14 protein-coding genes are annotated in these 23,594 nt (G+C 32.4%); 3 read left to right on the forward strand and 11 right to left on the reverse strand.

Translation table 11 applies throughout. The annotated features are described in order from the left end of the window. Positions 1–126: 126 nt before the first annotated feature. The 4 genes from ACJJVO_RS01105 to lysA all read right to left on the reverse strand — a co-directional run bounded on the left by ACJJVO_RS01105 (position 127) and on the right by lysA (position 7,062). The gene (locus ACJJVO_RS01105; protein WP_405569404.1) at positions 127–3,396 is read right to left on the reverse strand and encodes a PDZ domain-containing protein; all 3,270 of its coding nucleotides are present in this window, start codon (positions 3,394–3,396) and stop codon (positions 127–129) included. Positions 3,397–3,437: 41 nt separating this feature from the next. Continuing rightward, the gene (locus ACJJVO_RS01110; protein WP_405569407.1) at positions 3,438–4,625 is read right to left on the reverse strand and encodes a DUF1624 domain-containing protein; all 1,188 of its coding nucleotides are present in this window, start codon (positions 4,623–4,625) and stop codon (positions 3,438–3,440) included. Between the two features lie 106 nt (positions 4,626–4,731). After that, a complete protein-coding gene (locus ACJJVO_RS01115; RefSeq protein ID WP_405569410.1) occupies positions 4,732–5,757 on the reverse strand; it encodes an AI-2E family transporter in 1,026 nt (341 codons plus the stop codon). Positions 5,758–5,856: 99 nt separating this feature from the next. Continuing rightward, entirely contained in the window at positions 5,857–7,062 is a 1,206-nt protein-coding gene (lysA, locus tag ACJJVO_RS01120) for a diaminopimelate decarboxylase (protein WP_405569413.1), read from the reverse strand. 110 nt (positions 7,063–7,172) lie between these two features. Between lysA and ACJJVO_RS01125 the strand changes: the two genes are divergently transcribed. Further along, positions 7,173–7,829 (forward strand): hypothetical protein, encoded by a 657-nt coding sequence (locus ACJJVO_RS01125; RefSeq protein ID WP_405569415.1) that lies wholly within the window; start codon positions 7,173–7,175, stop codon positions 7,827–7,829. A gap of 110 nt (positions 7,830–7,939) precedes the next feature. Further along, positions 7,940–9,130: an ADP-forming succinate--CoA ligase subunit beta gene (gene sucC, locus ACJJVO_RS01130; RefSeq protein ID WP_405569417.1), complete on the forward strand. Its 1,191-nt coding sequence runs from the start codon at positions 7,940–7,942 to the stop codon at positions 9,128–9,130. 88 nt (positions 9,131–9,218) lie between these two features. Here the strand turns inward: sucC and ACJJVO_RS01135 are convergent, their stop codons facing one another. Both ACJJVO_RS01135 and ACJJVO_RS01140 read right to left on the reverse strand, forming a co-directional pair. Beyond that, entirely contained in the window at positions 9,219–9,473 is a 255-nt protein-coding gene (locus tag ACJJVO_RS01135) for a DUF1456 family protein (protein WP_405569419.1), read from the reverse strand. Positions 9,474–9,526: 53 nt separating this feature from the next. Beyond that, a complete protein-coding gene (locus ACJJVO_RS01140; protein WP_405569421.1) occupies positions 9,527–10,330 on the reverse strand; it encodes an alpha/beta hydrolase in 804 nt (267 codons plus the stop codon). Positions 10,331–10,472: 142 nt separating this feature from the next. Between ACJJVO_RS01140 and ACJJVO_RS01145 the strand changes: the two genes are divergently transcribed. Beyond that, positions 10,473–10,874, forward strand: coding sequence for a TerB family tellurite resistance protein (locus ACJJVO_RS01145; RefSeq protein WP_405569423.1), 402 nt, complete (start codon positions 10,473–10,475; stop codon positions 10,872–10,874). Between the two features lie 159 nt (positions 10,875–11,033). On the opposite strand, the gene ACJJVO_RS01150 is transcribed toward ACJJVO_RS01145, so the two are convergent. From ACJJVO_RS01150 to ACJJVO_RS01170, 5 genes are all read right to left on the reverse strand, one after another. Further along, positions 11,034–11,408: a hypothetical protein gene (locus ACJJVO_RS01150; RefSeq protein WP_405569425.1), complete on the reverse strand. Its 375-nt coding sequence runs from the start codon at positions 11,406–11,408 to the stop codon at positions 11,034–11,036. A gap of 151 nt (positions 11,409–11,559) precedes the next feature. Beyond that, positions 11,560–13,566: an excinuclease ABC subunit UvrB gene (gene uvrB / locus ACJJVO_RS01155; RefSeq protein WP_405569428.1), complete on the reverse strand. Its 2,007-nt coding sequence runs from the start codon at positions 13,564–13,566 to the stop codon at positions 11,560–11,562. A 100-nt stretch (positions 13,567–13,666) separates the two neighbouring features. Beyond that, on the reverse strand, positions 13,667–15,730 hold the full coding sequence (locus ACJJVO_RS01160; protein ID WP_405569431.1) for a gliding motility-associated C-terminal domain-containing protein: 2,064 nt from the start codon (positions 15,728–15,730) through the stop codon (positions 13,667–13,669). A gap of 67 nt (positions 15,731–15,797) precedes the next feature. After that, on the reverse strand, positions 15,798–18,152 hold the full coding sequence (locus ACJJVO_RS01165; RefSeq protein ID WP_405569434.1) for a choice-of-anchor L domain-containing protein: 2,355 nt from the start codon (positions 18,150–18,152) through the stop codon (positions 15,798–15,800). Between the two features lie 336 nt (positions 18,153–18,488). Next, on the reverse strand, positions 18,489–23,330 hold the full coding sequence (locus tag ACJJVO_RS01170) for a choice-of-anchor L domain-containing protein (RefSeq protein ID WP_405569437.1): 4,842 nt from the start codon (positions 23,328–23,330) through the stop codon (positions 18,489–18,491). Positions 23,331–23,594: the final 264 nt, after the last annotated feature.

A 23,594-nucleotide genomic window follows, 5' to 3' on the forward strand; every position in this document is an offset into this window, starting at 1 on the left:
ATCATTTTTTATCTTCTTCATCCTCTTTTTTCATTTTAAGATATTTAGATACAAGCCGTACTCCTAATCTTGCGAAAAGGATTACGGCAAATACTATTACAATATCTAAACCTGTCATCGTTTTATTTAGTTGCCTTTAGCTGGTTTTAGAAAATTAGGTGCTTTAACTTCTTTTTTAAGACCCAATTGTTTCATTAATTCTTCAATGGCTTTTTCAAGTTGTGGATCTTTTCCATTAGACAATGCTTTTGCATCTTGTCTCACTTTAATATCTGGAGCAACTCCTGCATTCTCTGCAATCCATTTATTATTTATGGGATCAAAAACAGCATTATCTGGTGCTGTTAAACCTCCACCATCAATAAGTGCATAATGGGTTGATGATTTTACTAAGCCTCCCCAAGTAGTCATTCCAATTAATTTACCAACATTTTGTTGTCTAAATACCCAAGGGAAAAAATCTCCACCAGAACCTGCTAGTTCATTTATCAATAATACTTTTGGGCCTAAAATACCTGCAGGCAATGTTAAAGGTTTTCCATTTGGTACTTCATTGGTTAATCCTGCTCTAAGGCTACGTGTCATTAAATCTACCATGTAATCATCTAATAAACCGCCTCCATTAAACCGTTCATCAATTACAGCTCCTTCTTTATCTTGCTGAGCAAAATAATATCTGTTGAAAGAAACAAAGCCAGGACCTCCTGTATTTGGCACCCAAATATAGCCTAAACGACCGTTTGATAATTTATCTACCAATCTACGGTTGTCTTCCACCCAAGTACGTTGTCTTAAAGAGTTTTCATTATAAATTGGTTCTACAATTTCTGTCCAATGACCTTTAAATTGAGGTTTATCGTTTAAATGAAGTATAGTTTGTTTACCAGAAGTACCATCTAAATATTCATAAAAATTAGCATTAGATTTAATTTCATGGCCATTTATTCCAACGATATAGTGACCTTCTTTAATGTTTAGTCCAGGAGCATCTAATGGACCAGTTAATCCTGGGTTCCAGTTTTCTGTTGTGAAAATGCGATCAATTTTCCAGTAACCTTTGTCGGTAATTAAGTCAGCACCAAGTAAACCCGTTGTAGAACGTTCAATATCTGGGTAATCACCACCAAAAACAAAACTATGACCAACAGATAATTCACCATTAACCTGATCTAAAATATAATATAAATCAGCACGATGTTTTATAAATGGCACTAATGGAGCATAACGTTTGTAAACGACATTCCAATCGCGACCATGCATATTTGAATCGTAAAAATAATCACGTTCATAACGCCAAGCTTCTTCAAACATTTGTTCCCATTCCGCAGAACGATCTAATTTCATTTTAAGATTTACTTTTAGACGTTTACCTCCTTTGGCATCATTTCCTCCTGTACTGATGACTTGCCAATCGCCATTAATTTGAGCTAACATATGCTCACCGTTTGTGGTTACAGAAACCGAGCGTACTCCAGAGGCAAATTCTTTACTTTCTTGTTTTTCAAGATTAAATTTATGGAGCGTTGCACCTCTGTCATTCGGAATATATTCTGTTATAAATATAGTTCCTTTAGGTCCTGAGATAATATTACCATAATTTCTTGATGGTATTGGCAATGCGAGTGTTCTGCGTCCAATGTTTTCAAAATTTATAAGCATTGAGGTATTATCATCTTCCTTTTTGTCTTTTGAATCTTTATCTTCTTTTTTATCGTTATCTTTTTCTTCCGCTTCTTTTTTAATGTCTTCTTCGTCACTTTTTGGTTTAAAAGGAGAATCATCATTAGCATCTAAATTAATAACATAAGCTGCGTAGGCAGGATTTGCCGTCATAGAACTGGTATTCGCCCAACCAGAGGCAAGTGCTACATCTGTACTCGCTAAAAAGTAAAGTTGCTTTTTGTTTAAATCCCATGCTGGCGAAAAGGAATCAGCAAAGGCATCCGTAATAGGTTTTGTAGTAGCATTCTCAATAGAATAAATGTAAATTTGTCTGAAGTTGTTGGACGCTGATTTTTGATATGCAATCCACTTACTATCTGGTGACCATTTTAATTCAATACTATTGCGCTCTAGATTGGTACCTCCTATATCAATAGTTTTTAATTTTTTAGTGTCTAAATTTAATAAACGTAAGCGTACATCATCATCAACAAAAGCGATGTACTTGCCATCTGGAGACCATGTTGGATTCCACCCTAATTTAGACTCTCCAATTGAAATCGCTTCAGTTTTTGATAAACCATCCTGATCTGAAATCATTAAAGCATAATTCTTTCTGTTCGCATCAGAGAACCAAGCTATTTTATCTCCTTTTGGTGACCAAATTGGACGTCTGTCTGCTGTGCCAGAGCTTTCGGTAATATTTCTAGAATCTCCAAATTCTACTGGAATAGTAAAGATATCTCCACGCGATTGCATAATAGCACGTTTCCCATTTGGTGATAATGAAGCTGAACGTGTGGAGTTGGAAACATCTTCCCATTTTGTTTCTGCCCAAGGAAAATCGCCCACTACATTAATTGATAATTGTTTATGCTTACTGTTAGACATGTTCATGGTATGTAAATAACCATCGCGCTCATAAACTAAAGTGTCACCATTTCCACTTAACCATTTAATGTCAGAACCTTTAAATTTTGTGATTTGGGTAAGGGATTTTGTTTTAGGATTGTAAGACCAAATATTAGATACTAAATCACGATCTGATAAAAAATAAATAATCTCACCCAACCACATTGGTTGAATATCTGTTGTTTTGTCATTTGGCAGTAAAACTTCATTCTGCGTTTTTAAATCCAATATTATAAGTGGTGTATTTTGTCCTCCTCTATACGCGCGCCATTCTTCATCCCAACGATCCATTTTATCTAAAATTAGTTGTTTTCCGTCAGGCGAATAAGATCCATCGTTACTCCATTGTTTTGTTAATAATTGAGGTGCTCCACCTGCAATAGAAATGGTGTAAAGTCGATTATATGGTCTTGGAGCGGTTTCTCGGTTACTAGCAAATAATATATGCTTTCCATCATTTGTCCAGCCTCTAACTGTAGATCCGCTTGGGTGCCAAGTTAAGCGTTTTGGTTCTCCTCCGTTTTTAGAAACGACATACACATTGTTTGTACCAGCTCTATTAGAACTGAATGCAATCCAGTTTCCATCAGGAGAAAAGTAAGGGTTAGATTCACTAGCGGAAGTAGAGGTGATGCGTTTAGCTTCGTTAGAATTTAATGCCGACACCCAAATATCACTACCATAAGTATAAGTAATATGTGTTGCACTTATATCGGGTTGTCTAAGTAATCTTGTGCCTTGTGCAAATGTAACTAGGCTTGAAAGTAGGAATAAAATAACGAAATACGAGGTTTGGAGATGCGTTTTAAGTTGGAATTTCATGAGATGTGATTGGTTAAATTAATAAGATTGATATTATGAAGTTACAAATAACTAAGCCACCATTTGTCCTTATTGTTAGCTTTGTAATGCATGTAAGCTTTGCAGATTGGGTATAATGCTAAAACAATAATTATCCAAATAAGGTACACTGTAAATAAAGAATAGCCATAACCTTGTAAAATTCCTGAGTTCATTGTTTCATTATCAAGAATCATAAGTTTCCAATCTTTTCCTGTTAGTAACAATCCAATAATTGCAGCTACATGAATGATAAAGATGTGTAACACATAATAAAAGAAGGGCACTCTTCCAAAAACGAGTAAAAAATTAGTTGCTGAGTTTTTTATCTTTTCAATAAAATATAAGAAAAGTAAGGCTGGTCCTAAAGTGACTAAAATATATGCCAAAGATGGTGGATATTTTGTGACATTGAAGAATGAAATTACTGTCTTTTCATTTGTGTCTTGTATGGTCCATGGTACTAAATCGGCGTAAAAATTAAATCCTCTTAAGATAAAAAACAATATAATAGCACACATCCCAATGCATAATAGCCATTTTTTTCTTAAAGCTTTTGAAGCATCTTTTTTATAAAAATCTCCAAAACAATAGCCCAAAAGAATAACGCCAATCCATGGTAATATAGGATAAGAAAATGATATGTAATGTCCTTCTGAAAAACTAAGAAACTGACCTTGATGAAGTATATACCATAGTATAGATGAGATACTATCTCCTTCTTTAATAATGCCATCTAAGGCGTTATGTCCAAATACAATTAGTAGTCCAATAGCAAGTATGATTCGTTTTGGTAGGTAAACAATGAGACCGAGTACAATCATACACAAACCAATTGCCCATATGACTTGAAGGTTAATAAAACCAAAAGTAACATCAAACCACCAAAGGAAATTATTAATAAAAATCTCTACGAAGATGAGCCAAAAACCACGTGTTATTAAAAATTTTGAAAGCTGTTTTTTAGGTTTGTTCTGGCCATATAAAGAAGCAGATGTTCCAGCAAGAAATACGAAAACTGGAGCGCAGTAATGCGTAATAAAGCGTGTTCCAAATAAAATGATGTTTGTAGATTCTAAATTTTCAGGATAGTTTCCTGTGAATGCGTTAATATGAAAATAATCCCTTACATGGTCTAAAGCCATAATAACCATGACTAATCCTCTTAGGACGTCAATGGATTCTATTCTGTTTGATTTGATTGATGGCATCTGTCTTTTAGTTCGTTTTAAAAGACTTAGGGAATGCTAAAAATAGTTAAAAATTATGAAACAGTTTAAATGAGGACTTATTCAAAAGATTAAAAAATCAATTTTGTTACCGTTGAATTTCTTCTGGCTTACCATATTCGTCTTTATATATTTTTATTAATGCCATAAAGATACTCACTAATAAAGGCCCAAAAATTAATCCTATAAAACCAAAAAGAGGCACTCCTACAATAACACCAATTAACGTAATTAAAGGATGGACATTATCAATTTTTCTTAAAACGTATAACCTGATAATATTATCTGTTGACCCAACTACTACAAAACCGTAAATTAAAATTCCCCAAGCTTCAAAAGTATTACCTGTAGATAACGTTAATATAAAAACAGGTATAATGCCCACTAACGTACCTACAAACGGAATCATGGAGCCAATAGTTACAATCACAAACCAAAATAAAGGGTCTTCGATACCAAAAATAACAAAGCCAATTAATGCAATAATCCCTTGTGCTAAAGCTACTAACGGAATTCCAATAGCATTAGATTTTACCATGCTTTGTACTTCTTTACCTATTTCATTAATGTTATCATTATTCATAGGAATGTAATGGCACAACGTTTGTCTTAACTCTTTTCTGTTGGTTAACATAAAATAGAGCATAAAGTACATTAAGCCAATAGCTATGAATAAATTAAAGGTGTTGCCAGCCATACTTTGAATACTTTCAGAAAGCCATGTTGTTATAGATTCCGTATCAATTTGGGAGTTAAAATCTATGCCAGTTTTGAATTTTAATTGACCGACTTGGGTTTTAAACGCATCAATAACTTTTTCGCTATTCTGGGCAGTCTCAGAAATTTTATTTCCTAACATAATACCAAAACCACTTAAAGGAATCATTACAACTACAAAAGAAGCTAGCATTAATACTAAGGCAGCTATAGTCGGTTTCCAATGATATTGATTGACTAAGCGTTTCATTAGTTTTCTGAGAAGAATATAAAACGTAATAGCTCCCAAAACGCCACTCAAGTATGGCAGCATTTCACGAAAAATTAAACTGCCTATCAGCAAGATAAGCAGTAATACAAATACTTGTCGGATTATTTTTGGTGGAATTTGTGTCATTATTACGTGTTAGGATGTTATCAAAGGTAGTTTTAAACCTTTGTTCAAGTTACTCTAATCACACAAATAATTAACCCAATTGAGATAAAACCACTTAATTTAAATCGCTATTTCCACTTGATTATGCAAAATATCATCAAAAGTTTCTCGTTTTCTAATAAGCTGCGCTTTTCCTTTGTAAAGTAATACTTCAGCAGGTCTGTAACGCGAGTTGTAGTTGCTAGCCATAGAATAACAATAAGCACCAGCATTCTTAAAACAGAGAATATCACCTTCGTTTATTTCAGAAATTCTACGGTTGTTAGCAAATGTATCTGTCTCACAGATATAACCAACAACAGAATAAAAACGTTCACGCCCTTTTGGGTTAGAGATATTTAAAATATCATGTTGAGAACCATATAACATTGGTCTTATTAAATGATTAAAACCAGAATCTATTTGAGCAAAAACAGTTGAGGTGGTTTGTTTTACCGCGTTTACTTTAGCTAAAAATACACCAGCTTCGCTCACTAAAAATTTTCCAGGTTCAAAAGCTAAGGTTAAATCTCGTCCGTATTCTTTACAAAATTGATTAAAACGTTGCGATAGTTTTTCGCCTAATTCTTCAATATTTGTTTCAATATCTCCTTTTTTATAAGGTACTTTAAATCCAGATCCGAAATCTATAAACTCAAGGGTTTTGAAATTTTTCGCAGTTTCAAATAGAATTTCACTAGCATATAAAAACACATCAATATCAAGAATATCACTTCCGGTATGCATGTGAATACCGTTAATATTCATTTTTGTATTTTCTACAATACGAAGTAAAAGTGGAATCTGATGAATAGAAATTCCGAATTTACTATCAATATGACCCACTGAAATATTAGTGTTTCCACCTGCCATAACATGTGGATTTATCCTTATACAAACTGGCACTTTAGGATGTTTAGTTCCAAATTGTTCTAATATAGAAAGGTTATCAATATTTATCTGTACTCCTAATTTTGCTGCTTCTTCAATTTCTTCAAGTGACACGCCATTTGGTGTAAAAATAATGTCCTCTGGTTTAAAACCTGCTTTTAAACCCAATCGTAATTCTTGTATGGAAACCGTATCAATACCAGAACCTAACTTATTAAATAATTTTAAAACTGAAATATTAGAAAGTGCTTTAACAGCATAATTTAATTTTAGCTGTTTTACCTTACTAAATGCTTTTGTTAATCGTTTATATTGAAACTCTATTTTTTCAGCATCATAAACATAAACAGGACTTCCAAAATCCTTTGCAATTTGTAATAAGGTATTCTCTTTCATTTTTTTTGTTTCTTAAACGTTATTGGACAAAAGTATATGTAATCCTTTTTAAAAACATAAAAATGATAAAATATTGTTATTTTTACACAAAATGTTAAATAATTAACAAAATGAAAACTATTGCCTCTTGTGTGCAAGAAATAATTGTTGCTAGTCCGTTTTTAGAAGAAGGCTTATCTCGAGAAATAATAAATTTTTCGGCTTTAGCCAAAGATTTAAATGCGCCAATCTCTGCTATGTTGCACAAACCAATAAAAGATGGAGCTATAATGATGGCTTTGAGACGTTATCAACAACCATTAAATTTAAAAAATTCTAAAAATGTACGGAAAGCGTTTAACGAATTGGGTGATATCACAGTGCGCTCTAATTTAAGTGATTTTACATTTCAAAATTCAAAAACCTTAATACATAGTCATTCTCAAATTTTGGAAAAAATCAGTGAAAACCATCAAATATTCTATGCTTTTACGCGTGGCATGTTTGAAAGCAATATTATTATTTCAACATCTGAAAAAGAGAGTGTCCTCAAAGCTTTTGAGAATGAAACACAAATAGGATTGCAAGAAAAATTGTCTGCTATTAGTATTTATTTACCTAAGGGTAATTCTAAAATAGTGGGTTTATACTATCAGATATTTAAGCGTTTAGCTTGGGAAAATATTACTTTATATGAAGTGGTTTCTACCACAAATGAATTCACAATTGTAGTTGAAGATCATTTGGTAGATAAAGCTTTTTCAGCCATTAAGCGTTTGATTGACTAATGTATAAATCTTAAATTGAATTATAGCAATACACAAAACAGTAATAAAAACAATTGGTAGAAACTATTAGTATGCTTATTTTTGTTCGACCAATAAATTTCTGATTAAAAATGAATTTACACGAATATCAAGGAAAAGAATTATTAAGCAGTTTTGGAGTACGAATCCAACGCGGAATTGTAGCTCATAGTGCTAAAGAAGCTGTAGATGCAGCAAAGCAATTAACAGCCGAAACAGCAACTGGTTGGCATGTTATAAAAGCACAAGTTCATGCAGGTGGACGTGGAAAAGGTGGAGGCGTTAAGTTGGCTAAAAACCTTAAAGAAGTTGAAGAAATTGCAGGACAAATCATAGGTATGGATTTGGTAACACCTCAAACTTCTGCAGAAGGTAAGCGTGTTCATCAAGTTTTAGTTGCTGAAGATGTTTATTATCCAGGTGAATTTGAGCCAAATGAATATTACATGTCTGTGTTATTAAATCGTGCTACAGGTAAAAATATGATTGTATATTCTACAGAAGGTGGAATGGACATTGAAACGGTTGCTGAAGAAACACCAGAATTAATACATAACGAAGAGATTGATCCTTCTACTGGGATTTTACCTTTTCAAGCACGTCGTATAGCCTTTAACTTAGGGTTGTCTGGTACTGCTTTTAAAGAAATGACAAAATTTGTTACGGCTTTATATACCGCTTACGATAAGTCTGATGCTTCTTTATTTGAAATTAATCCTGTTTTAAAAACAAGTGATAGTAAAATAATGGCTGTTGATGCTAAAGTAACTTTAGATGATAACGCTTTATACAGACATAGAGATTTGGCTGAATTACGTGATTTACGTGAAGAAAACCAGATTGAAGTTGAAGCAGGTGCTTTAGGTTTAAACTATGTTGACTTAGACGGAAACGTTGGTTGTATGGTTAATGGTGCAGGTTTAGCAATGGCTACTATGGATTTAATTAAGCAAGCAGGTGGTGAGCCAGCTAACTTTTTAGATGTTGGTGGTACTGCTGATGCGGCTAGAGTAGAAGCGGCTTTTAAAATTATTTTAAAAGATCCAGCTGTAAAAGCGATCTTAATTAACATTTTTGGTGGTATTGTTCGTTGTGACAGAGTTGCTCAAGGAGTAATTGACGCATATAAAAACATGGGTAACATTGCAGTGCCAATCATTGTACGTTTACAAGGAACGAATGCAGACATTGCTAAGGAATTGATTGATAATTCTGGTTTAGATGTAATGAGTGCAACTGAATTCCAAGAAGCAGCTGATAAGGTGCAACAAGTTTTAGGATAAACATTATTTTCTGTCAGGTTTTTAAAACCTGACAGGTTTAATATATTGATAAAAAAAAGAGCAACATTTTTATAATGTTGCTCTTTTTTTATTTGGGTGTATGGGGTTTCTTTTCTCCTTTTTTAGGCATTGGCCCTCGTAAATGGATAATTAATCCATTCAAGAAATTTCTAAGAATTTGATCACCACATTCCATATACTTAGGATGATCTTCATTTCTAAACATAGCATTGAGTTCACTTTTAGAAATTCTGAAATCTACTAATTCTAATATTTTTACAATATCATCATCTCTAAGTTTATGAGCGACTCTAAGTTTTTTGAATATGTCGTTGTTTGTCATTTTATGTTTTAATTATAGTGTTATTATTTGTTTCTACTTTAATGATAGTAAAATTATTTGTTTAACCATTGGTAAGCTTGCCCAAAATGTGTAGCCCAAAGTTTTTCATTGTGCTGACCACCTTCGATATTCTGACTTTCAAATTGTGTTTGGAGAACACCTTTAGATTTTAATAATTTTAGCATTTCGTCTAATTTCGGAATCATAGTTTCCCCTTCGTCTGTACCTGCTAAAAAGTAAAATTTTGATGTTTCTGGTATGCTAGTAGCTTTTACTAAATTAAATATTTCAGGATTAATCCAAAAAGAAGGTGAGAACACTCCAGCTTTTCCAAAAGTTTCAGGAAACTTGATAACGGCATAAAATGATAATAAACCACCTAATGAAGCTCCAAAAATAGTAGTGTGTTCTGCGTTTGTTTTAGTTCTATATGTTTTGTCTACATGTGGCTTTAACGTGTTTATTATAAATGTAAGATATGTATCTCCTTTTCCTCCACCATATTTAATGTGTTTATATGGAGTAAGCTCATCAATACGTTTTTCGTTTCCATGCTCTATGCCAATAATTATACTTTCATTATCAGATAAAGTATCTAAATACTCATCAACTTCCCATTCGCCAACATAGGATGTTTCTGCATCAAATAAATTTTGTGCATCATGCATATAAATGACAGAATAAGATTTTGTAGAATTTTCGTAATCTTTAGGTAAATATACCCAAATAGTTTTCGATGTATCTAATTCTACAGAAGCGATCGTAAATTTTGTAACCTGTGTAGAAGCAGTACTTTGTGCGTTTATTGCATTTAAAAAAAATGATGAAATGAGTAGGTATAAGTACTTAAAGTTCATACTCTAGTGTGTGTTATGTGTTGACAAAAGTTTAAAAAAATCGACTAAGTACATTTAATTTTTCGACAAGATACATTATATCAACGACAATAAAATAAACTACCTCTGTAACTTTACAGTAATAAACAATCCCCTCTCAAACATGATAAATCGTGCTGAAAAATTGAGCTTACTTTCTGAAATGATAGCATTTGCTCAAACAGATGAAAATATAAGATCAATTGAATATAATTTCTTATTTAGTATTGCAAAGCAATTAGATATTTCTAAAGAAGATTTTCAATATCTTTTTGAGCATCCCGTAACTTATGTGCATTTAAAATCACATAGCGAACGCATTGTTCAATTCCATAGGTTAATTTTACTTATGAATTTAGATCATAAAGTAGCACCTAAACAATTGGTGAAGATTCACAACTTTGGTTTACGTATGGGTTTAAGTCATGAATCTATTAACAGGGTTCTCGATTTAATGGATAGTTTTCCTAATAAAATAGTACCACCAGATTTCTTAATCGATATTTTTAAAGTTCAGTATAATTAATTGAAACTTAAAATTTAACAGTCTTTTTGGTCTTTTCAATTATGTTAATTGAGCTTATTCCGTTGAAGTGTGGGATCTTATAAACTTTAGTGTGCTGTATCAATCTTAGTTTTAAATAAAATTAGGGTGCCAATACGAGGACGAAAGACGTGGCAATCTTTATAATTCGTTATCCAATTTATAAATCAATTGTAAAAACGTTTCTTCTTTCAGTTGCTTTTTTTCTTTACCGTAACTTTTAAATAGTAGTATTAGTTCATAATTAGCTTCTGTTGTAATAACAATCTTTTCATTTTTTACGATGTCTATATTTGTTATTAAATAATGTTGAATATGGTTTTGTTTTCTTTTATTTAGGTATTTGTTAGTGTGAAATATAAAATATGATTTTCTGTCACTGTAATAATCAAATCCATAAATCAATAGGTCATTTTCTGAATAGATTATGTTTAAATCTACATCGATTAAGATACGAATTTTTGAAAACGTAACTCGTCCTGTAATTTTAATGCGATTAGAATAATCAGATTCCAAAGATTTTAAAAATTCCCGTGTTTTTTTCTTTTTCTTATTTGAATACACCAAAGAAATAACCATGAATATTATCAACGAGAAAAATAAAAAATAATTTAGGTCATTATTCATAAGGAGTTTTTAGAATTACTTATAACCTTAATTTTAAATTTTAGTTCACTTTCAGCTTGTCTAATTTACTCTGGTAAGCAGTGATTTCATCTCTAAAACGAGCTGCTTCTAAAAAGTCTAAAGCTTTAGCTGCTTGTTCCATAAGTTTACGTCGTTCTCTTATTTTCTTTTCTAATTCACCTTTATTTAGATAGTCACTTTCAGGTTCGGCTGCTATTTGTGCATCTAATTCTGTTCTGTATGTACTAACGGAATTTTGAGTTAAAGCACTATTTAAACTCTTATTTAAAGCTTTTGGTACAAGATTGTTTTTGGTATTATAAGCAATTTGTTTTTCGCGACGATAATTAGTTTCGTCTATTGTTTTTTGCATGCTTTTGGTAATTTTATCAGCATACATAATGGCTTTACCATTTAAGTTTCTTGCAGCTCTACCAACGGTTTGTGTTAATGAACGTGCTGAACGTAAAAAACCTTCTTTATCAGCATCGAGTATGGCAACTAAAGACACTTCCGGTAAATCTAAACCTTCACGCAGCAAATTGACACCTACCAAAACATCAAAAACACCTTTACGTAAATCTTGCATAATTTCAACGCGTTCTAAGGTATCTACATCACTATGAATATATCTCGTTCGAATTGAAATTCTGGTTAAATATTTTGTCAATTCTTCCGCCATTCGTTTAGTCAACGTGGTGACTAAAGTACGTTCATCTTTTTCAACACGATTTTGAATTTCCTCAATTAAATCATCAATTTGATTTAAACTTGGACGTACTTCAATAATAGGATCTAATAAACCAGTTGGGCGAATTACTTGCTCTACATAAACGCCATCTGTTTTTTGCATTTCATAATCTGCTGGAGTAGCAGATACATAAATCACTTGGTTTTGAAGCGCTTCAAATTCTTCAAACTTTAAAGGTCTATTATCCATAGCTGCAGGCAGGCGGAAACCATAATCTACCAAATTCACTTTTCGGCTTCGATCTCCACCATACATGGCATGAACTTGTGATATGGTTACGTGACTTTCATCCACAACCATTAAAAAATCATCTGGAAAATAATCTAGTAAACAGAAAGGACGCGTTCCTGGTGATCTTCCGTCTAAATATCTTGAATAATTTTCTATACCAGAACAATACCCTAATTCCCGAATCATTTCTAAATCGAATTCTGTACGTTCTTTTAGACGTTTAGCTTCCAAATGTTTTCCTATTTCTTTGAAATAATCATATTGTTTTACTAAATCGTCTTGAATATTCTTAATGGCACCATTCAATACATCTGGTGAGGTTACAAACATATTTGCAGGATAGATGTTTAGTCTATCGTAGCGTTCTATGATTTCGTTAGACCTAGCATCAAAAGCTTCGATTTCTTCAATTTCATCACCAAAAAAGTGAATTCTAAAAGCATGATCAGCATAACCTGGAAACACATCAACCGTATCTCCTTTTATTCTAAAATTTCCATTTTTGAATTCAGACTCCGTTCTAGAATATAAACTTTGTACAAGTTGGTGTAATAATTTAGTTCGTGATATCACTTGATCGCGTTCTAAAGTAATTACATTTTTTTGAAATTCTACAGGATTCCCAATACCGTACAAACAAGATACTGATGCAATCACAATAACATCGCGACGACCAGAAAGTAGGGAAGATGTAGTACTTAAACGCATCTTCTCAATTTCCTCATTAATAGATAAATCTTTTTCTATATAAACACCAGAAACGGGAATGTAGGCTTCAGGTTGGTAATAATCATAGTACGAAACAAAATACTCAACAGCATTTTCGGGAAAAAACTGTTTGAATTCTGAGTAGAGTTGTGCTGCTAAAGTTTTGTTGTGTGCCAACACCAATGTTGGTCGTTGTACTTCTTCAATAACATTAGCAACTGTAAAGGTTTTACCAGAACCAGTAACACCCAAAAGCGTTTGGTATTTCTCTTTATCGGTAATACCTTTTGCTAGCTTTTTTATAGCTTGTGGTTGATCTCCAGTAGGTTTAAATTCGGACTCAATTTTAAATCGCATAATGCAAAGTTACGATAAAACCTGTATTAAAAAGTTAACAATACTTTAAAGCCATGCATATTTCTAATTGCTTAAAATGTACTAAAATTTTAAAAAAAAATTATTTATTCAGGTAAACCCAGCCAGAAAAAGGTTTGGAACCTACACTTGAGTCATTGAGATAAAGCATATAATAATAAGTGCCTACTGGTACAGTTTTATCTGTTTTTAGTAGTCCCTTATTTGCTATTCCGTACCATTTATTTGCATTATTTCCCTCAAAAATTAAAACACCATTACGATTATATATTTCTAATTTATGATTCAGGTAATTATCATATAATCCTTGAATATTAAACCAATCATTTTTTCCATCACCATTTGGAGAAAAGCCCTGTGGAATGAAAAATTCTTCAACGGCATTAGAAGTTTCAAAATTAAAAGACTTTAGAATACAGCCATTAATATCTTGTACATATAAAGTGTGTATACCTTCTAAGAGATTTGTAAAAACATTATCCGTTTGAAAATCAGAGGTGTCAATTGCATACTCATAATCAACTGAATCATCTGTCATTATTACAGAAATATTATTGCCTTCTAGAATAATATTAGAATCATCTAATGTAAAATCTACAGACGGATTAACAGTTACCTCAAAACTACTTTCGTTAGTACATATAACACCATTTATGGTATTAGAATTATAGATATAAATGATTTGTGATTCTGTAATAAGTTCATTGGCATTAAGCGATGAACCAGATCCATCAGTACCAGTAAAATAGTTACCATTAGTGAGTGTAGGTAAGGTATATTCTGAACAAACTATTTGATCAATAATAGTATCTACGAGTACATTATTTATAATGACATTAAAACTCGTTTCATTAGAGCAAATATTTGGTTCAATACCTGTTTCGTTATAAATATAAACGGTTTGTGTATTTGATATAACATCGCCAGCACTAAGTTGATTACCAAATCCATTAGGATTAGTAAAATAGTTACCATTGTTAAGTGTTGGTAAGGTGTATTCTGAGCACACTGTTTGGTTAGAAATTGTATCAACTAGGGGAATTGAAATATTCAACTGAGCGGCATTACTAATAAGACTACATGAAGGCGAAGTGATTTCACAATAATATTGAAGACCGTTAAAACTATTTGGCACATTATTAAGTGTAAGCGTATTTGTTGTTGCACCAGAGTAGTTAGCGTTATTTATAACATTAACCCAAACATTGGAAGTATTGAGCGTTTTCCATTGATACGTATATGATCCGGAATCTACGGAAACTGAAAATGATGTACTGCTGTTTTCGCAAATATTACTAGATATTGGGTGTGTTATATTTGGAGTAGTTCCATTCGAGTCAGGTGAGTAAGAATCTAGATCCGAACAATTTTCAGTACCACTCATAGTCCAATGATTTTCATTGAATGTACTCTGAGGTGCTGTTGCATTTGTGTTTCTAATTATGGTATAGCCTCTTTCGTCTAATACTTCTACGACATCAATGATAGTGGTATTATTAAGAAGTTTAATTTCATCATTATCATTAATACCAGAGCCGAGAATCATATCTGCAGTGACCGAATTACAAACATTTCCATCACTACCAACCTGAACGATAAATGTATCTGTAGGAGGAATTGAACCAGTTAAAGGAATGGTATAACTAGGATCTATATTTCCAATATCTCCGAAACGTTGAATTTCATAGACACCATCTAAATTTATAACAGCATTTGTTGGATTATATAATTCAATAACACCATAACTACCTACTTCTGAATCATAAATTTCAGAAATGTAAATTTCTCCAGTAGCACAAGATGATTCTAATACTGTAAAAGAACTCGCAGAGTTTCCGGTACATCCACCATTACTTATAATTGAAATAACAGATGGGTTTGTGGCATCCGAAGGAATAAGAACAGTAATTTCTGAATCATTTATAATAGTAAATGTAGAATTAATTCCATCTATGGAAACCGTTGCAGCATCCATAAAATTACTACCATTTATAGTAACTAAAGTATTTACAGGTCCATTTATTGGGCTGAACGAGCTAACTATTGGAGCCGGACAGTCTAAATTAATAATAGAATTATTAAAACTAAAAGATTGTTTAACGGTAGAAAGGATAATAATTGTAATTAAGAAAAAGCTCTTTTTCATTTTGTTGGTTTATAGGGTAAAAATAGAATAGAAATAACTCTTTATTGTTAAGTAACGATTAACATATTTATCGTCGTAAAGCAAAATGACCAGTATGTGTTTTACCGTCTTTGAAATTAGCAATAAACCAATAATCATCACTAGGAAGAGGGTTTCCTTTGAGACTTCCGTCCCAGCCTCCACTAGTAGAGGTTTGCTGAGTGATTAATTTACCGTAGCGATTAAAAATCTGAATAGATGAAATTTGTTCGAATTGTGTTTCAGTGCCAATTACTTGCCATGTAGGATTATAGTCATCTCCGTTTGGTGAGAAAAATTTAGGAAAACCTAAAACGGAAATGATTTCCTCTCTAGTATCACATCCATTTTTGTCTTTTATATAAATGGTATGAAAACCTTGAGAAACATTGGTAAACACAAAACTATCTTGATAAAAACCATTAGGATCATCTAAAGCAATTTCATAATCACCATCTCCAGAAACTACAATAGTAACTACATTATTGGGAGCCACACCAACAACATTGACGCTTTCTAAATTAGCAATCCCTGAAGGTAATATCGTTATTGTTCTACTAGATGAACAGCCATTTGGATCTGTAACAATCACCGTATAAACACCAGCTTCAGTCACATCATAAAATAGAGTATTTACTTCTGTTGTTGTTCCATTTAATTGCCATTCGTAATAATAATTGTTAGGTAAATCATTAAGTACACCTCCGTAAATAGTTAATGGTTCTGAAGCATTTGTACAATAAATAAGTGTTTCATCAGGTTCTAATACAGGAGTGTAAAGTACATTTAGATTTGCTGTAGAAATACTAAAACACTGATTGTTAGCTGTTATTTTTGCATAAATGATTTGTGTATTTGCTATGCTATTTTCAAATGTATTAGGTAATGGGTTGGTTTCATTAAAGGCATCATCTTCAGTTTCATAATAGCGCACAATTGCGCCAACAGGAATTTGAGTAAGTATAGATGCTTCAATTTCTGTTAAATCAAAAGAAGCGATACCGTCCACAATTGCTCCATCACAACCGTCTAAATCTGGAATATTCACAATATTGTTTGAAGTATGCAACTCTAATTCTGCTGTAGCAATACAATTTGCTTGATTTATGATTCGAGCATAAACCTTTTGAAATGGATAAGTATTTTGAAATGCTTCAGAATTAGGGATTGGATTGTTATCTGCTATCGCATCTGCTTCAGATAAGTAAAAGCTATTTACAAATACGTCTTGATTTCCATTTGTTAGAGCATTTATACCATCAAATAAATCATAGGTTGTTAACCCATCTTGATTAACATCACATTCTACCAAAACAGAATCAAATCCTACAGGTAAAGATGCATATTCAATAATAGCTTCTCCATAAGCAATACAGCCATCAGCTAATATAACTTCTACTTTATAAGTGCCTGCTTCTGTAACTGTATAAGTACCACAGTTTGTGCAGCCAGCAACGTCAGTTTGAATTAAAATATCATCTTTATACCAATTGTAACCATTTTGTCCTTCTTGAAAAGCATCTAATACTGTTGTTTCTCCTTCGCAAAGTGCATTTGCTGTCGCTATTAGAAGGTTTGGGCCAATATCTGAAGAGAGTTCAAAACTACCAGCTTCTAAAAATACAGCAGAATCATATCTATAGTTTTGCTCATCTGCAATTACTAATTTAACATGATAAGTTATATTAGGATTAACATTTGCGATTGCAGTTAAAACAGCGGTTTGTCCATTAAAATTTATCGGTATGTTTGGGTCATTTTGGTCATTGTAATTTCCAAAATAAGTTTCGTTGGTAGGAGGACAACTACCTGGAACACCTGGCATAACTGTTGTTACCTTTACTGGAGTATTTGTATTTGGTACTAAAGCAATATTTTCATAAGGCACTTGTTCTGCCGCAGGACGAATTAAAAAACCAAATAAATCAGAATAATTACAACTGTTAGCGTTATTTTCTTGATACTCTTCCGAAGCAAAAATATATCTAAAGCTAACTTGAGAAGCGACAGAGATAAAATCAAATTCTAAAATCGTAGCGTTAATTGTTCCCGTTTCATTTAAAGCATTTTCTAAATCAGCATCACCAACCCAATTATTCGCATTATCATCACTTAAACTATAATTTGGTCCTGGCACATTAGTTAGTCTGCCTGTACTTAAAACTATACCACTTTGAAATGGAAAAGAAGTTCCTGTAGCATCAAAATAGCCATAACTTTGATCTGTTCCTCCAAAATCACCACCAACCACATTGGTTACGGTAATATTGTTGATACAATCACTATCTATTAATATGTTTTCTACCAGTTGTTGTGGAGTATAAGTCTGACTATCTACTGTAATATTCTGAGAATACGTAAACAATGATATTAATAAGGCAGCTAAAAGGATTATTTGCTTCATCTCTAGTTTAAGGGACAGCAAAGATAAGCATCTAACATTTATTGGTATTTATAAAAGATGTTAAAGAAAATGCGTTTTTAACTTAACAATGTATCAATTTATCGACGTAACGTAAAATGACCTCTATCTTCAAAAGCAATATTACCTTGTTTTATTTCTGCCAAAAACCAATGATCACTGGCTGATATATGCATACCTTCTCAACATTTAATAGTAGAGCTGAACTAGTATATGAGTTTTACATCGCTATATACAATAATAAAAAGATCCCCATTATTGGGGATTTTTTTATAAGTAATTTATTTTTTTTGATAAATAAAAGTAAATCGTTGCGGTTTATCGTTTCAACGTGAAATGTCCTTTTACTTGAAATGCAATTGAACCACGTTGTACATCTGCAACGTACCAGTAATCGCTAGTAGGCATTTTTTCTCCATTATAAATACCGTTCCAACCAGGAGTATTCTCACTAAGTTGTGTCATTAGTTTACCATAACGATCAAAAACGTTAATAATAGTGCCTGGTAAAGTTTCTATACCAACAATATGCCATGTGTCATTTGTGCCATCACTATTTGGTGTAAAGAATTTAGGAATATCTACTACTAATACTTCTTTAGTTTCATTTGCACAACCGTTTAAGTCTATAATTGTTACGGTGTGATAACCCATAGGTACATTATCAAATACATTAGATTCTTGTGCTTCTAAATCATCTAGTTGATAAAGGTAATTTCCTATTCCACTAATAGTTACTGTAATATTATTAGGGTCTGAAAAATCAACAATTTCCGTTGTTTCTATAGTTGCAGATTGCGATTCTGAGACACCAAAGTTACGTGTGTTTTCACATCCAAATTCTGAAGTTACTGTGACCCAATAACTGCCAACCTCTGTAATTTCAATTTCTGGAGTTACTTCTCCCGTGGACCAAAAGTAGGTGTCTGTTGAGTTATTTGTATTAGCTGATACTAATAATGGCATATTATCTAAACAGATAACTTGGTTACCAATATCTATAATTGGAAGTGGATTTACAATGGTTGAAAATTGAGTAATACTGTAACAGCCTGTATTGTTGTTTTCTACTCTTGCAAAAATCACTTCATCATTATAAGCGAAATAATCAGTATTTAAAGCATAATCATTTTGATTGGCTTGAAGCATGGTATCATGATACGTTACGGTATATAAACTTGGATTCTGGCCACCTAGAATACTTGAGTTTTGCTGCGTTAAGTCGAATTCTAAAATACCATCAAAATCATCATCACATGCCATTAAATTATTTGGTTGATTGGCTATAGGTAAAGGTTCAACCCTTAAGTTAAATTGATAATATGTAGAACAATGTGTGGTGCTAAATTCTGTTCTTACAAACAACATATCAAAATCTGATTGGTATGAGTAATTGGTATCTAAAGCATTTGTATTGGCTATAGCATCTGCTTCATTGGTGAAGTAACTAAATAAAACATTGAAGTTAACATCTACAGCTATTTCATTGATTTCTGTTAAATCTACAGTGTTAGTATCGCTAGCACATATAGTATAGGTTTCAAAATCATTAATAAAAGGTGGTTGATTTACAATTAATTCTATAGGTAAAGCCACATAACAATTAGAAATTGTATTAGTTACTTTCATATAAACAGTTTGAGGATTAGATGTATTTGTATAACTGTTTGGGTTTGTTATTTCATTCGCATTTGCTTCAGAATCTTCATAATTTTCAAAGTAGCTAATTTCAAGATCTTCTTGTCTTACATCTAAAATATTTTCTTCTGCGTCTGTTAAATCAAATACAAGCGATCCGTCAGTGTCATCATCACATTCTATCAATGGATCAGCAGGAGAGACGCTTGGTGTACTAATTACATTTATAACAAATGATGTAATAGATTGACAAATGGTTCCATTATCAATTTGTACATAAATCTGTTGTGGATTTACAGTGTTGGTAAATTGTAAAGGAATTTCATTGGTGTTATTTATAGCATCGTCTTCAGATGTAAAGAATTTTACAGTCTGTATGTCTGGGATTCCAGCAGATACTTCTTCAATTTTACTTGTAAAATCATGCATTACTGAACCATCAACAACACTATCGTCACAAACAAACCAATCGGTTGGCTCATTAAATATAGGGTTTGTACCTACTTCAATTGTAAAAGAAGAAGTGGTGTAACAAGATTCATCTGTAATATTATCAATTCTTACATAGATTTGTTGCGGATTGCTAATGTTTTCATAGGTGCTTGTTTTGTCTATAGCATTTGTTTTATTATCGGCATCCGTTTGGTTGAGATAATAAGAAACTTCTTTGCCAGTTTGTCCACTTAGAGCTTCACTATCTTTGACTTCAAAAATAAATTCACCAATACCATCTGAGTTATCCTCACAAAAGTTAAGCTCATTTACATAGTTAGATAAATCACCAACAAATGGTAAAGTATTTACAATAATGTCTAATTCTTCTATGGCGTAACAACCAGTATTGGTGTTTTCAACACGCATGTAAACGATTTCAGTTTGAGCTGCATAATTAGAAATACTACCAATTTCATTTTGGCCTAATTCTGCATCATTTAAATTATTATGAAACGTAACAGATCGGTTTGGTGTTGCTAAAATTGAATTAGGAATGCTATAGTTTAAATTAATTGGAGAAAAACCATCTCTATCTGCATCACAAATAATTATATCTAAAGGTTTTTCGCTTTCTGGTGCTGGCAAAACTGTAACTTCAAAAGAATTATAGTCATAACAACCCGTTTCTGCAAATGTAATTCTTGGGTATAGTGTAAAAGGGTTGGTTAAGTTGGTGTATAAATTAGGTAAGGCATTAGTATTGTCTATAGCATCTTGCTCTGTTAAAAAGTACTTAACGTTAAAGCCAATTTCACCATTGGTTACGTCTTCATCTAGGGTAGATAAATCTGTAGCAGTAAAGCCATCTTGGTCTTCATCACAAACAATAAGGCTAAACACAGATTCAAATTGTACAATAGGATATAATACTAAATTAAACTCTGCAACCTCAAAACATGTAAGACTTTCTAAAGTAATGTATATCGTTTGAGGGTTACTTTGTGAGCTATAAGGTATCGTTTTATTAATAGCGTTTGTTTGATTATCTCTGTCGTTTTCGTTTTCATAAAACTCTACTTCAATATCTTCCAATTCATGCACTATGCCTGCTTCAATATCATTAAAATCAAATTCTTCTGAATTATCATCTCCAATATCACATAGTGTAACGTCCTCGATAGTTGTAGCAGTTAATAATAAATTGGTATGAAGTTCAATTGGAGTAGTAGAAGCACAACCAGAGGTGCCATTTTCTACTCTGATATAAACCAGTTGCTCTTCACTAATAATGTTTGCATAATTTGTTTCGTCCGCTATAGGGTTTTCTCCTGATACGGCATCATCAATTGACGTATGAAAAGTTACAGTTACACCTGTAAGACCTCCTAATACCTCTGGAATAATTGATGATAAATCAAAATTAGCATATCCATTATGGTCGGTGTCACAAGCATCTATATAATGAGGTTCCATATTAATTACAGGACTTTCTAGAACACTTATGTCTAAAGTCGTAGTGCTAATACAACCCGTTTCTGGGTTTTGTACACTTACAAATAATTGCTCAGTTGAATTTGTATTGGTATAAGGCATCGGAAAAGCATTAACACCAGCAGCAGCGTCACTAGCAGAACTGTGATAAGTAACTACCAAATTAGTTTGGCCAAGCGTAATTTCACTATCTTTTAATGTGTTTAAATCCATTGCAGTACTTCCGTCTGCAGTTTGGTCATCACAAACTACTAATGAGGTAGGGTTTGTAATTATAGGTAAACTATTTACTATTAAATTAAAAGTAGAAAATGCTAAACAACCATTAACAGTATCTTCAATTCTTACGTGAATAGCTTGTGGATTTCCAGTATTTTGAATTGCACTCGTTATTGCATTAATATTGCTAATGGCATCTGCATTAGAATAATGATAAGAAATAGCGTAACTAGATGATGGTACTGAAGCTATAACTTCAGCATCTTTTGTTGATAAATCGAATATTTCAAGACCATCACCACTTAGATCATCACAAAGTTGAAAATCTGTTATAGGATCTGAAGTTTGTGTAGAACTTAAAGTAATATTAATATCATTCTCTATAACACAAGAGCTACCAGCAAGTGGTAGCGTAATTTCAACACGATAATTTCCAGATACAGCAGCTGTTAACGTTGATTGATTTTCTGAAGGAATTAATACGTCATTTAAAAACCAAGAATAAGTAGCATTGGTGTTTTCTATGTTTCCGTCTAATACAGTACTACTTGCACAAGTTGTAAAATCTTCACCTAAATCTACAGAAGCATCAAAACTATTTCCTTCTATAAATACAGCAGAATCATAATTTTTATCGGTTTGATCTGCAATAACCAATTTAATTTGGTATTGTACGTTAGGTTGAATTGTAGCTGTAGCAGATAGTACGGTAGTTCTACCATTATAATTAGTATCTCCTACATTATAACCTTCAAAGTATTCTTCGTTTGAAGCAGCACAAAATCCAACAATATCATCGTGTACTGTATTTGTATTTACAGGAGTGGTTGTTCCTGGAATTAAAGCAATGTTAACATATGGATCAGTAGTTCCGGCTTCTCTAATTAAAAAAGCAAAACCATCTGAATATTCACATGGAAAATTACCAAAATATTCTTCTGAAGCGAGTATATAATTAAATTGTATTTGATTAGAAATTGAAGCAAATTCAAATTCGATAGAAGTGGCATTAACAGTTCCTGAAATACCTAAGGCAGTTTCAAGATCATTGTCTGTTAACCATGTTGCATCTCCTTCGTTTAAAATACTATTGTTTTGACCATTACCTGCTGAGGTGGCATTACCTGTGGTTAAAACAATTCCATTTTCGAAAGGGAAATTTGAAGCAGCACGTTCAAAATATCCAAAACTTCCAATACCTATGGAAGATCCGTTTGAAGGTGAAGAAATATTAGAGACCTCTACACAACCTTGGATAAGTGTGTTTTGAATTAAGTCTTGTGGTGAAACTGAATTATCTACAGTAACTTGTTGAGCATAAGAAATACTACAAATTAAGCCAATAAATAAGCAGAGGGAGCGGTTGAAATAAGTCATTTAGTTTCGGTTAAGTTAAAAAGCTTTGGTATAGGGTAGATTTGGGGCTAGCGTATACACGTACTTTAATATGGGCGAAATGTAGAATTAAAAAGGATGAAATACAAAAAAATACGCTGAAATACACAAAAAATTAACATTTCGGAGCCGAAAATGCAGTTTGTTTTAAAAAAGACCTCGAAAACGAGGCCTTTCTTCCCAAATTGAATTAAAAAATTTCTATACTTATGAATAGAAATAGCTTAATCTAAAAAACGATATGAT

Origin of the sequence: Winogradskyella sp. Asnod2-B02-A, from assembly GCF_045063645.1 — a bacterium.
GTDB lineage: Bacteria > Bacteroidota > Bacteroidia > Flavobacteriales > Flavobacteriaceae > Winogradskyella.

Excerpts from the sequence above, each read along its gene's own strand:
- ACJJVO_RS01105 (WP_405569404.1), bottom strand. The coding sequence starts at position 3,396 with ATGAAATTCCAACTTAAAACGCATCTCCAAACCTCGTATTTCGTTATT.
- ACJJVO_RS01110 (WP_405569407.1), bottom strand. The coding sequence starts at position 4,625 with ATGCCATCAATCAAATCAAACAGAATAGAATCCATTGACGTCCTAAGA.
- ACJJVO_RS01115 (WP_405569410.1), bottom strand. The coding sequence starts at position 5,757 with ATGACACAAATTCCACCAAAAATAATCCGACAAGTATTTGTATTACTG.
- lysA (WP_405569413.1), bottom strand. The coding sequence starts at position 7,062 with ATGAAAGAGAATACCTTATTACAAATTGCAAAGGATTTTGGAAGTCCT.
- ACJJVO_RS01125 (WP_405569415.1), top strand. The coding sequence starts at position 7,173 with ATGAAAACTATTGCCTCTTGTGTGCAAGAAATAATTGTTGCTAGTCCG.
- sucC (WP_405569417.1), top strand. The coding sequence starts at position 7,940 with ATGAATTTACACGAATATCAAGGAAAAGAATTATTAAGCAGTTTTGGA.
- ACJJVO_RS01135 (WP_405569419.1), bottom strand. The coding sequence starts at position 9,473 with ATGACAAACAACGACATATTCAAAAAACTTAGAGTCGCTCATAAACTT.
- ACJJVO_RS01140 (WP_405569421.1), bottom strand. The coding sequence starts at position 10,330 with ATGAACTTTAAGTACTTATACCTACTCATTTCATCATTTTTTTTAAAT.
- ACJJVO_RS01145 (WP_405569423.1), top strand. The coding sequence starts at position 10,473 with ATGATAAATCGTGCTGAAAAATTGAGCTTACTTTCTGAAATGATAGCA.
- uvrB (WP_405569428.1), bottom strand. The coding sequence starts at position 13,566 with ATGCGATTTAAAATTGAGTCCGAATTTAAACCTACTGGAGATCAACCA.
- ACJJVO_RS01160 (WP_405569431.1), bottom strand. The coding sequence starts at position 15,730 with ATGAAAAAGAGCTTTTTCTTAATTACAATTATTATCCTTTCTACCGTT.
- ACJJVO_RS01165 (WP_405569434.1), bottom strand. The coding sequence starts at position 18,152 with ATGAAGCAAATAATCCTTTTAGCTGCCTTATTAATATCATTGTTTACG.
- ACJJVO_RS01170 (WP_405569437.1), bottom strand. The coding sequence starts at position 23,330 with ATGACTTATTTCAACCGCTCCCTCTGCTTATTTATTGGCTTAATTTGT.